Below are 13,152 nucleotides of genomic sequence, written 5' to 3' on the forward strand. Positions count from 1 at the left end.
ATTTTTTTTCCCACCGCACAAAAAATTTTGAAATTCTATTAGCCCGCATTGGCACATTTGGTTTTGCCCCTACCCACAAGCCGACACACAGGCAAAACCAAAAGAGCCAATCTTGCCACCGCACCAAAGACCGAGAATAACATCGAAAACAAGGTTTATTTTGCGTATTTTAAACCGACTAAAAATTGTAAATATTTAAGTAAAAGTGAATCAAGACCCAGAACAAATAGCAAGAGATAACATTGACAAGCAATTGATTGCTTGCGGCTGGGTTATTCAGGACAAAGACAAGATAAACCTGAATGTAGGAATCGGTGTGGTTGTTCGTTACTATTTGACACAAGACGGAAAAGAAACAGATTACGTTTTATTCGTTGACAAAAAACCAGTCGGAATTATTGAAGCGAAAAGAGAAGAAGAAGGATTTCGATTAACAACTGTTGAAGAACAATCGAAGGAATACGCTGATAGTAAATTAAAATACTTAAACAACGACCCTTTGCCTTTCGTGTATGAAAGCACAGGAGATGTAACTCGGTTCACTGACTTTCGTGACCCAAAGCCACGTTCAAGATCAGTATTTACTTTTCACAGACCAGAAACTTTCAGGACTTGGTTAAAAACAGAAAATCACTTCGTAAAAGTTTGTTGGACATTCCTGTTTTGCAGACAGAAGGTTTAAGAGATTGCCAAATAAAAGCCATAACCAAACTTGAAAGTTCTTTCAAAGAATTTAAGCCAAAGGCTTTAATTCAAATGGCTACTGGTTCAGGTAAAACCTTTACAGCAATTTCTTTCATTTACCGTTTGCTGAAATTTACAGAAGCAAAAAGGATTTTGTTTTTGGTTGACACCAAAAACCTTGGAGAACAAGCGGAACAAGAGTTCATGTCCTTTCTACCAAATGACGACAACAGAAAATTTACTGAATTGTATGGAGTGCATCGCTTGAAATCAAGCTTTGTGCCTACCGACAATCATGTTTATATCAGCACTATACAAAGGCTTTATTCTATTCTGAAAGGAACTGAATTAGAAGAAACAGCCGAAGAAGAAAATCCGAATGAATCTCGTTGGCAAGCCAAAGAGCCTATGCCAGTAGTTTACAGCGAGAAATTACCAATTGAATTTTTCGACTTCATTGTAATTGACGAATGCCACCGCAGTATTTATAACTTGTGGATGCAGGTTATTCAATATTATGATGCTTTTCAAATTGGCTTAACAGCAACTCCAGATAATAGAACCTTTGGTTATTTCAATCAAAACATTGTGAGTGAATACACCCACGAACAAGCTATTGCAGACGGGGTAAATGTTGGCTTTGATGTTTTCTTAATTGAAACACAAATAACCCAACAAGGCGGAACCATTTGGCAAGGTGAATATGTAGAACGTAGAGAAAAGCTATCAAGAAAGAAACGTTGGGAATTACAAGACGAAAACGAAAACTACTTAGCCAATCAGCTTGACAAGGAAATTGTAAATCCGAATCAAATCAGGCTAATCATAAAAACATTTAAAGAACATTTACCCGAAATATTTCCAGACCGCTTAACGGAAAACGGAGAATTTGAAATTCCGAAAACTTTAATCTTCGCAAAAACAGATTCACACGCTGACGACATCATCAATATTGTGAGAGAAGAATTTGGAGAAGGAAATAGTTTCTGCAAAAAGATTACATACAGAAACAAAGACGAAGACCCAAAGTCGGTTTTAGCACAATTCCGAAATGATTATTTTCCAAGAATAGCGGTGACCGTTGACATGATTGCAACTGGAACAGATGTAAAACCTTTGGAGTGTTTGCTTTTTATGCGAGACGTAAGAAGCAGAAACTACTTTGAGCAAATGAAAGGCAGAGGAACAAGAATTATTACCCTTGATGATTTAAGAAAAGTAACGCCAAGTGCAAAATACACTAAAGACCATTTTGTAATTGTGGATGCCGTTGGTGTTACAAAAAGTATTAAATCTGACAGCCGACCATTGGAAAAGAAACCAGGCGTTCCGCTTAAAGATTTGTTGGGAGCAATTGCAGTTGGAAACCGTGATGAAGATTTGTTTTCATCATTAGCAAATCGATTGTCAAGATTAGAAAAGCAAGTTACCGAACAGGAAAAGCAACAGTTCAGCGAAAAAGCGGAAGGCAAATCCATAAAACAGGTTGTAAATGAATTGCTACAAGCATACAATCCAGATGTATTGGACGATTTGAAAGCAAAAGTTGAAACCGAATTGATTGGCGAATCCCCAATGGCAAAAGAAGAAGCATTCAATAAATTGCATGATGAACTGAAGGAAAAAGCAGCAGAAGTTTTCAACGGAGAACTGAATCTGTTTATCGACAATGTTCGCAGGGCACACGAACAAACCATTGACATAACAAATCCCGATACATTACTAAATAAAGGTTGGGCAACCGATAGTAAAGAGAAAGCTGAAAACCTTGTTGCTGATTTTAAAACTTGGATTGCTCAACACCAAGACGAAATAACAGCTTTGCAAATTTTTTATTCGCAACCAGTAAGAAGGCGTGAACTGAATTACAAAATGATTCAGGAGGTGTTGGAGAAATTGAAATTAGAAAGACCATTGCTTGCTCCTATGCAAGTTTGGCGGGCTTATGAGCAATTAGAAAAAGCAACAGGAAGTCCAAAATCGGAATTGATTGCATTGGTTTCATTGCTTCGCAGAATTTCAGGCATTGATTCAACGCTGATTGATTATTCAAACAAAGTGGACTTGAATTTCCGAGACTGGATTTTGAAAAAAAATGCAGGGCAGCACAACCGATTTACCGAAGAACAAATGCAATGATTAATAATGATTAAAAACCACATTGCAACAAGTATTCATTTAGATGCAGACGATTTGGACTACACCCCTTTTGATGCAGAAGGCGGCAAAGGCAAAATGTGGCAACTATTTGGCGAAGGCATGAACGATATTATTAACGAATTAAACGAAGCACTGGCAGCATAAAATGGCGAGCAATGTAAAAATTGTAAATCGTCAGCATAAAGTGGACTAAATTTAACTAAAACTAAGAGAGTGTTTCCAGAAAAACAATAAATTTATAATACTATGGAAACAAAGAAAAACAAACAGCGGAGAACTTTATAAAAGAGATACGTCGTAAATCAAAAGAATATTTAGTTCAGAACAAAAAATAAATATTGTAATGGAAGCTATACGAGCTGAGATGCCAGTAGCTGAATTATGCAGGAAGTATTCCATTAACCCATCTCAATTCTATAAATGGAACAAAGAGTTTTTAGAAGCGGGAAAGAAGAGATTATCAGGGGATACAACCAGGGAAGCAACCAGTGATGAAGTAGCGGAGCTCAAGAAAAGAAAATCAAAAGCTAAAGGAAACCGTAGCTGATTTAGTATTGCGCTATGATATCGTAAAAAAGCTTGAACATATTGGAGAATCTGTAAAATTCAAAAAGTATATGAGATTTACAGCTTCCGAAAAACAAGAGATAATCAAAATTGTTGTCCGTTCCGAAATCGGCGTTAATAAAACGCTTCGCGAAATCGGTTTAAACAAAAGCACGTTTTACAATTGGTACAAATCCTATTCCGACAATGGTATTGATGGTTTAGAGCCTTGTAAGCGCACTTCTAACAGGCAGTGGAACACAATACCCCGGGAACAAAAAAACTTAGTTGTAGAGCTTGCTTTAGAGTGTCCTGAATTATCGTCAAGAGAGCTCGCGCACAAATTAACCGATGAACAACAAATTTTTATTTCTGAATCGAGTGTTTACCGGATTTTAAAAAGCAAGAGGACTGATAACAACACCCGAGCATATTTTTTTAGCAGCTAAAGATGAGTTTACAAACAAAACAGGATTCGTTCATCAAATGTGGCAAACTGATTTTACTTACTTTAAAATAATTGGATGGGGTTGGTATTACTTGAGTACCGTTTTAGATGATTACAGCCGTTATATTGTACACTGGGAGCTTTGTGCAGGAATGAAAGTGCAGGACGTAAAAAGAACCGTTGACAGAGCAATTATAAAAGCAAGAATTGTAACTAAACAACGGCCCAGATTATTATCCGACAATGGTTCATGTTACATTGCAGGCGAACTCAAAACATATTTGAAAGACAATCATGGAATGGATCAGGTACACGGCAGACCCATGCATCCGCAAACGCAAGGCAAGATTGAACGTTATCACCGAACAATGAAAAACGTTGTGAAGCTTGATAATTATTATTCACCGGAAGAATTAATTGCGGCCATTGAAAAGTTCGTGGAAAATTACAACAATGCTCGTTATCATGAGTCTTTAAAAAATCTAACGCCTGCTGATGTTTATTTTGGACGAGGAGAACTAATTTTAAAAGAAAGAGAAAAAATCAAACAAAATTCATTAAAAAAAAAAAGGAGGAATATGAAAAAATGAGAAAAATTATGAAACATCAAAAAACTAACTTAACTTTAAATTAAACTTAAAACACTCTCTTGTGAAAAGTTCACTTTACTTTGACTACATACATTAATAAATGAAGATCATCATGATGTGCAAAAAATTATTATACAAAAGTAATAGTTGCTCAAAATATTTTTTAGTTGTTGCTAGCGTAATAATTAACTTTTGTTGTTTCCCGCAAGGAGTTGCGAATTATGTAAATAATGGAGGATTTGAAGATTTCTACAATTGCAATATTCCGAATGTAATAAATAATGTAAAATCTTGGAAAACTATAGATTCAACTCCACAGCCTGTCTACCGTTACAACTCTTGCTACTCAGTGGTACCATGGGATGGCTCCAGCTTTCAACTTCCAAGAACCGGACAAAGCTTTGGAGCAACAGGTTTTTTATGCCAACCTCCTCAATGTGATCCTAATGCTAATCGTGGGTATTTTAGAAATAGACTAAAGGGGCTTTTGCAAAATGGCAGTATTTATTGCGTAAAATTTTATGTTAACATTAGAGACATTAGCAGTTACGGAATTGATGGGTTTGGTGCATTTTTTGGTGATAATTTGCTTGATACAATCACAAAAGTATCTATTCCACTTACTTATATCAGTCCGCAAGTCCAAAATTCTATTGGAAATATTATCACTGATACGATGAATTGGGTAATGGTTACCGGAACATTTGTCGCTACCGGAACTGAAAAACACATGGTAATTGGCAATTTTAAGTCAGATGCAAACACTAATAAAGTTCTTATAAATCCAGCAATCCTCCCAACAATTGGCACCGATGTTTATATCGACGATGTTTCCTGCATAGACATTGATCTCCCTGCCTATGCAGGTCCTGATGTTGCGTTTATACCCGGAGGTACTGTTTACATTGGCAGGCCACAAGATGTTGGCATTGATGAGGCTTGTACTTGGTATAATCTTACAAATACCAATACACCCATTGCTAACGCCGCCGGCATTACCGTTACCCCTGCCGTAACTTCAACTTATATTGTTCGTCAAGATATTTGTGGTAATATTAAATGGGATACGGTTGTTGTTCATCAAAGTGCGGTTGGTTTAGCGGAGTTAAAAATGAAAAATGATGCTTTAATACTAAGTCCTAACCCTGCACAGAATTTTTTAAATGTAAGTTTTGAGTGGAGCGATTTAGATAAGGAATTTACCAAAGCCGAAATATTTAATAATACTGGTCAATTGCTTACGGTTATTGAGCTTAATTATAGCAATAATAAAACATTTATTGATTTAAAAGAATTACCGGATGGGGTTTATATGCTGAGTTTAAAAGGAAAAAATACTCAATCAATAAATAAAAGGTTTGTTGTTGCAAGATAAAATTAAAATACGGAAGAAAAAATAATTTCAAAATTCCGCAAAGGCAAAATGCAAACCAATTTACAGCGTCTTTTCAGCGATTGAGAATTTATTTGGCTGTAAATCCATTCGCATTTTGCCCCCACTTTACCGAGCGTAGGGTTAGTGTTATAGAGTACAAGCGCGCCGACGGCGACGCAACTCCTATCGCACGGAAAAAATCTTGTGGTGAGCATAGCCGAACCATAAAAACCTTTTAAGAGGACACTGTAAAAAAAACTCTCAGACAAATAATCAGGCAGACAGGGGTTTTATTCTTACAGACACGACTAAACATCTTTGTGGGGGCACACATACGCCTAACAGCGGTCTTGCGCCATTTTTTGCGGGTTTGCGCCTAAATGCGTAAATTGGACTTAGCAAAAAACAGCGCAAGGCCGCAATCCGTTAGGCGAAATAATGGCGGACAAATCCGTTTCTTTTTTTAATTCAGCCTCATTATCCAACGTGCAAAAACCGATGAAATTGACCACCCTCGACCGGTTTAAACTGACCACCTCTGGCCGGTTTAAATTGACCACCCCGCACCGGGTGAAATTGACCACCTGATTCGAAGAAAAAAGTTCATGCTTTAGAGGTACCATTAATTATTAAGCTTTGTAAATCAAACTTAATAAAAAATGGCAAACAAACCAATAAACATGAGTAAAATACGACACATATTACAGCTGCATAAGCAAGGAAGAAGCAAACTTTTAATTGCCCAGCAAACCGGTATCGCTAGAAATACCATTAAGAAATACATTAAAGCTTTTATTCAAAGCGGACAGAGTTATGATGAAATAAATTCTTTAAGCGATAAAGACCTCGAAGATTTATTTATACAACCCGATGAAAAGCCGCTTACTGAAAAACACAGAATACTTTTTGATTTGTTTCCTCAATTAGACAAGGAGCTTCGAAAAAAAGGAATTACCAGGCAAATACTCTGGCAAGAATATAAGCAACAGTATCCCGATGGTGTTGGCAGGAGTCAATTCAATCACTATTTCGCTCAATGGAAAAAGCAAGTAAATCCTCGCATGCGTATGGATCATAAGGCCGGTGATAAACTCTATGTTGATTTTGCAGGAGATAAATTACAAATCATTGATAAACAAACCGGAGAAATACAAGATGTAGAAGTATTTGTGGCCGTGTTAGGTGCCAGTCAGCTAACCTATGCAGAAGCGGTTATGACACAACAAAAGGAAGATTTTATTGGGGCTTGCGAAAACGCACTTCATTATTATGGTGGAGTTCCGGCGGCAATTGTTCCGGATAATTTAAAATCGGCTGTTACAAAAAGTAGTAAGTACGAACCGGTGTTAAATGAAACTTTTGCTGATTTTGCCCAGCATTATAACACAGCCATACTTCCGGCAAGAGCGTATCGCCCAAGAGATAAGGCCTTAGTAGAAAATGCGGTAAGAATTTTATATACCCGCGTTTGTATGTAGTCAAAGTAAAGTGAACTTTTCACAAGAGAGTGTTTTAAGTTTAATTTAAAGTTAAGTTAGTTTTTTGATGTTTCATAATTTTTCTCATTTTTCATATTCCTCCTCTTTTTTTTTAATGAATTTTGTTTGATTTTTTCTCTTTCTTTTAAAATTAGTTCTCCTCGTCCAAAATAAACATCAGCAGGCGTTAGATTTTTTAAAGACTCATGATAACGAGCATTGTTGTAATTTTCCACGAACTTTTCAATGGCCGCAATTAATTCTTCCGGTGAATAATAATTATCAAGCTTCACAACGTTTTTCATTGTTCGGTGATAACGTTCAATCTTGCCTTGCGTTTGCGGATGCATGGGTCTGCCGTGTACCTGATCCATTCCATGATTGTCTTTCAAATATGTTTTGAGTTCGCCTGCAATGTAACATGAACCATTGTCGGATAATAATCTGGGCCGTTGTTTAGTTACAATTCTTGCTTTTATAATTGCTCTGTCAACGGTTCTTTTTACGTCCTGCACTTTCATTCCTGCACAAAGCTCCCAGTGTACAATATAACGGCTGTAATCATCTAAAACGGTACTCAAGTAATACCAACCCCATCCAATTATTTTAAAGTAAGTAAAATCAGTTTGCCACATTTGATGAACGAATCCTGTTTTGTTTGTAAACTCATCTTTAGCTGCTAAAAAATATGCTCGGGTGTTGTTATCAGTCCTCTTGCTTTTAAAATCCGGTAAACACTCGATTCAGAAATAAAAATTTGTTGTTCATCGGTTAATTTGTGCGCGAGCTCTCTTGACGATAATTCAGGACACTCTAAAGCAAGCTCTACAACTAAGTTTTTTTGTTCCCGGGGTATTGTGTTCCACTGCCTGTTAGAAGTGCGCTTACAAGGCTCTAAACCATCAATACCATTGTCGGAATAGGATTTGTACCAATTGTAAAACGTGCTTTTGTTTAAACCGATTTAGCGAAGCGTTTTATTAACGCCGATTTCGGAACGGACAACAATTTTGATTATCTCTTGTTTTTCGGAAGCTGTAAATCTCATATACTTTTTGAATTTTACAGATTCTCCAATATGTTCAAGCTTTTTTTTACGATATCATAGCGCAATACTAAATCAGCTACGGTTTCCTTTAGCTTTTGATTTTCTTTTCTGAGCTCCGCTACTTCATCACTGGTTGCTTCCCTGGTTGTATCCCTGATAATCTCTTCTTTCCCGCTTCTAAAAACTCTTTGTTCCATTTATAGAATTGAGATGGGTTAATGGAATACTTCCTGCATAATTCAGCTACTGGCATCTCAGCTCGTATAGCTTCCATTACAATATTTATTTTTTGTTCTGAACTAAATATTCTTTTTGATTTACGACGTATCTCTTTTATAAAGTTCTCCGCTGTTTGTTTTTTCTTTGTTTCCATAGTATTATAAATTTATTGTTTTTCTGGAAACACTCTCTTAGTTTTAGTTAAATTTAGTCCACTTTATGCTGACGATTTACAATTATGCCGACACAGGGACAATCCAGACAAAAATATTCGTAGACAATCATTTATTTTGTTGGTACTGAATGTTCTTCCATTGATATTTATTTATTTTGTTTTAATGTGAGAGGATATTGGATTCGGCAACTACCCGACATCAAGTCGACAAAAAAATGAACGTTGTTCCAATGACATTAATTTATTACGAGACTCACTAACAAAAGCTAAACGTACCTTTGTGCCAGCAACAACCACTAACCAGCAAGCAAAAGTAAGCGGGCAGACTCGGGTCATCGTTCGCGCGCAAAACAGCGGCCCCTTCGGGAAATTTAATTTGCGGCTCACTAATAAAGTAAGTATCTTCAAATAACCTTTGGTCGGTTGGGAAAGATGGTGCTTCGAAAGCCCGCCTACTCTTGCTTGCCAAACGTTAGTGGCAAGCTTTATGACGACGACAATCAGGACAATATTCATATTTATTTCGTTGACTTCGGTTGTTGACAGCTTTTCGCAAAAAAAACTTCAGGACACAATCGTTTTAAAACGCGGCGACATGGACACCGTCCTAAACAAGGTCTTTGTAGACCCGAACAAAAATTCAAAAAAATACAGTTATCTCACAGACTTCAGTTATGACAAAGCATATTTTGCTGAAACTGTAAAATCACTCAAGGACACTGTTAAAAAAACTCCTAAAGCGAACAAATTGCCTTTATTACCAAAAAAATGGCTTCCTCTTCAACTCTATAAAGGACAGTATTACGCATACTATCCATGTGACGGCATTAATGACTATAAAGTTTTAATAACCGACGAGTATATCTGTCAAACAGACGCTATGGGTATGTATGCTGCAGAATTCAATTCACTGAAAATGGTTGACGAGTTAACTTATATTAATTCCGAGAAAAACTACTATTGGGACGAATACAATTTAACTATTAATATTATAGACAAACCAAAAGGCATTGCAATATTTACTTCAAAGAGATCAAAGGACAACTCCCTTCATCATAGACTAATGGTCGACGCGACTAAAATCAAATCATTTCCATTAATAATAAACTTTTGTCCAGGTGGTAAAGAATGGGAATTTATCTTCGACACGCCGGACTATGTAAATTTGCTTGACTTAAAAGCCAGCCACTAACAGCAGTCTTGTGCCATGCCGGGTTACTTTTTATTTTAGCATTTCGGCGGACATTTGTATCTTTATAACACCACGTTAGACCGGCACGGCACAAGGCTGCAAAACGTTATGCGCAATTAATGCAAAAACGACACGTATATAGACAACTAATCCTAATTTTCAGCTTTCTTCTGACTAATTTAACCTTCGGACAGACAACTTCATTTAAAGTAGTAAAAGAATCGACAAAGCCACGACTGACTATTGCAAAAACAGACACAGGACTTGTTACTTTAGAACAAATAATCTCGGACAATAAATTGACTATTCAAAATGGCACAGACAATATTAAAATTCGGTGTTATGATGCTGCTGTGACAAATGGCGGAGAACCTAAAATATTTTTCGGTAAAAAATCTACATTGACAAAAAAAATTGTTTCCGAATTAAAGCGCAACAATAATACGAACTTGGTGACATTGACCATTTTCAATGTTGTAGCTTTCAATGACTCCAAAGAGACTATTCGACTAAATGACATTCGAATTACCGTACTAAAATAAATTTGCAGACATTAAAATACTAAACATTGTGGCATTAAAAGCGCATAACACCAAGCAAGCGACCACTTTTTGCGGGTTTGCGCCTAAATGTGTTGTAAGCGCGTGGCCTTGTTTATTTCAATTTTAATATAATTGTCGCATTAAATAATTTTAAATTTAACACTGTCGTCCTTCGCGATATCATTAAAATGATCTATTTTTACTTTATTAAATCATTACTATGAAAATAACCTTGAAAATCTCTTTAATTTTATTTCTAATCGCCAGCTTCACATCTTGCGAAAAAGAATACACCTGCCATTGTGAAAAAATTGGTGGAGGCGACGAGCACTTCACGGTAAAAGCAAAGAAGAAGGATGCTTCAAAGGCTTGCGAAGACCTTCAAAAAGCTGCACCAACACTATACTCGTCTTGTTCATTATAATTTAATTAAATAACTTTTCAATATGAAATCCAATTCAATTCTTAAATTAATTTTATTGATGGCCATTGTTATTACAGCTTGTAAAAAAGAAGGCACAGGTGGCTCAACTACCGTTGCCACATTGGTAGCTCACCATGCCAAACGTATTCCCTCCGCAATGGTTTATGTAAAATATGGGGCCAAAGATTTTCCGGGTTCTGATGTTTCAAAATATGATGCCTCAGAACTTTGCGATAAAGATGGACATGCGCACTTCGAAAATTTACAAAAAGGAGATTATTACTTTTATGGAGTTGGTTATGATAGCGCCATTTCTATGCCGGTATATGGCGGTGCTCCGGTAAAAATTACACGTAAGGACAAAGGAAAACATATTGATGTTGATATTGCGGTAGTGGAATAATTCACTAAACTTTATTGCATTAATTTCTCAGATTTCTTAAACGCCATTCAAACAGGCCTCTCCATTTAAACGAAATTATTTAAATCAAATTGAGTTCGCCAAATCTAACTGTAAATGAAATTATTTCTTTACATTTAATTAAGAAATTATTTCCATGAAATCATTTATATATTATCTAACATTCCAAATCCTATCTCATTTTATTTTTTCTCAACAGAATACTATCTTAATTATTGCCGATGATGTAAGTCCCGATTATTTTGGAGCTTTTAGCAACACTACCGATACGGCAAATGTTCCAAACATTACAGGTTTAGCTCAGCGCTCAGTTCGATTCTCCAAAGTATGGGCCTCGCCCGTATGCTCCCCTACCCGTGCCGGAATATTTTCAGGTCGATACTCCTTTCGTACGGGTGTAGGACAAGTTATCACAGCGGGCACATCACCACAATTGGATACTGCCGAAATGAGCATTGCCAAACTCCTAAAATGGCATGCACCCAAAAAGTATAACACGGCTTGCGTGGGAAAATGGCATTTGCACAATAACCAACTAAACAAAAGACCATTTCCGAATAACATGGGGTATGATTTATATTCCGGAAATTTTAATGGAGCACTAAGTAATTATTACAATTGGATCCGGGTTAAAAATGGAATTCAGGACACACTTACCACTTATGCAACCACACAAACTATAGATGATGCCATTGCCTGGTTAGATACGGTAAACACGGTAAAACCGTTTTTTTTATGGATTGCCTTTAATGCCCCTCATACACCCTACCACATACCACCGGCCAACTTATGTAATACCGTTGGCTTAACCGGAACCCCACAACACATCACTGCGAATCCTAAACTTTACTTTAAAGCTGCATTAGAAGCGATGGATACAGAAATAGGAAGATTATTTCAATACCTAACAGCCAACAATAAAATGGATAGCACCAATATTATTTTTATGGGTGATAATGGTAACGATGGCAAAGTTGCTCAAATCACCAATACACTAAATGTAAAAGGAACCATTTACGATTACGGAGTTAGGGTTCCATTTATGGTTGCGGGTCCGGCTGTGGTAAATCCAAACCGAACTTCAAACGAATTGGTAAACACCCCCGATTTATTTGCCAGCATTGCTGAATTGTGCGGCTTTATGAATTGGATAAATGCAATTCCTACTAACACAATAGTGGACAGCAGAAGTTTTTTACCCATCATAAAAAATCAAGGAAGCAACAACAGAACCTGGATTTTTTCAGAAAAATTTACTGCGCCAACTGTGCCAACAGATGGAAAAACAATCCGTAATCAAGACTATCATTTGTTGCGTTTTAATAATGGAACGGAAGAATTATACAACCAAACCTTGGATACACAAGAAAATAATAATTTACTGTTGGGAACCATGACAGCTACAGATATTTATAACTATCATTTTTTATGTGATAGTTTAAATGCCTTAATCGGATCGGGTACTTGTCAACCCATTTCAGTACCGGAAAGAACTCAGCCATTGGGATTCCATATATACCCCAATCCATTCACTCATAAAATTTTTATTGAAAATCAAATGTATGCAATACGCATTCAGTTAAAAAATATTTTAGGTGAGTTAATTTGGGAAGGCGAAAATATTGAACAAGAAAACTTTTCATTTCTATCTGAAGGAGTTTATTTTCTTTTGATTGAAACTTTAAAAGGAAAACAGAACCTTAAAATGATTAAAAATTAATTTTGAATATTCACCTATTTTTTTTTCGGTCTGTTAATAAAATGAAATTAAATGCAGATTAATGTTAATCAAACACAAGTAATTTCAAAAACTAACAAAAGTCATATTGTAAACCGCTGTTTTTCGTTAA

General features: G+C 36.3%; 7 protein-coding genes and 3 pseudogenes. 9 read left to right on the forward strand and 1 reads right to left on the reverse strand.

All coding sequences use genetic code 11. The features are described 5' to 3' along the window. Positions 1-205 precede the first annotated feature (205 nt). The 4 genes and pseudogenes from IPM51_10700 (at position 206) to IPM51_10715 (ending at position 7,281) form a co-directional block, all read left to right on the forward strand. A pseudogene (locus tag IPM51_10700) lies at positions 206-2,988 on the forward strand (DEAD/DEAH box helicase family protein). Positions 2,989-3,125: 137 nt separating this feature from the next. After that, positions 3,126-4,428: pseudogene (locus IPM51_10705) on the forward strand (IS3 family transposase). Positions 4,429-4,528: 100 nt separating this feature from the next. Beyond that, entirely contained in the window at positions 4,529-5,803 is a 1,275-nt protein-coding gene (locus IPM51_10710) for a T9SS type A sorting domain-containing protein (GenBank protein ID MBK9284769.1), read from the forward strand. 680 nt (positions 5,804-6,483) lie between these two features. Continuing rightward, the gene (locus IPM51_10715) at positions 6,484-7,281 is read left to right on the forward strand and encodes an IS21 family transposase (protein ID MBK9284770.1); all 798 of its coding nucleotides are present in this window, start codon (positions 6,484-6,486) and stop codon (positions 7,279-7,281) included. 56 nt (positions 7,282-7,337) lie between these two features. Here IPM51_10715 and IPM51_10720 read toward each other — a convergent pair. Continuing rightward, positions 7,338-8,702, reverse strand: a pseudogene (locus IPM51_10720) (IS3 family transposase). A 616-nt stretch (positions 8,703-9,318) separates the two neighbouring features. On the opposite strand from IPM51_10720, the gene IPM51_10725 reads away from it, so the two are divergent. The 5 genes from IPM51_10725 (at position 9,319) to IPM51_10745 (ending at position 13,022) form a co-directional block, all read left to right on the forward strand. Next, positions 9,319-9,915 carry a hypothetical protein gene (locus IPM51_10725; protein MBK9284771.1) on the forward strand — a complete coding sequence of 199 codons (597 nt, stop codon included), beginning with the start codon at positions 9,319-9,321 and terminating at the stop codon, positions 9,913-9,915. Positions 9,916-10,034: 119 nt separating this feature from the next. Beyond that, positions 10,035-10,457 (forward strand): hypothetical protein, encoded by a 423-nt coding sequence (locus IPM51_10730; GenBank protein MBK9284772.1) that lies wholly within the window; start codon positions 10,035-10,037, stop codon positions 10,455-10,457. Positions 10,458-10,677: 220 nt separating this feature from the next. Beyond that, a complete protein-coding gene (locus tag IPM51_10735) occupies positions 10,678-10,881 on the forward strand; it encodes a hypothetical protein (protein ID MBK9284773.1) in 204 nt (67 codons plus the stop codon). Positions 10,882-10,903: 22 nt separating this feature from the next. After that, positions 10,904-11,284 carry a hypothetical protein gene (locus tag IPM51_10740; protein ID MBK9284774.1) on the forward strand — a complete coding sequence of 127 codons (381 nt, stop codon included), beginning with the start codon at positions 10,904-10,906 and terminating at the stop codon, positions 11,282-11,284. A gap of 154 nt (positions 11,285-11,438) precedes the next feature. Then, a complete protein-coding gene (locus IPM51_10745; protein ID MBK9284775.1) occupies positions 11,439-13,022 on the forward strand; it encodes a sulfatase-like hydrolase/transferase in 1,584 nt (527 codons plus the stop codon). Positions 13,023-13,152: the final 130 nt, after the last annotated feature.

It is taken from the genome of Sphingobacteriaceae bacterium (assembly GCA_016715905.1).
GTDB lineage: Bacteria > Bacteroidota > Bacteroidia > B-17B0 > Aurantibacillaceae > Aurantibacillus.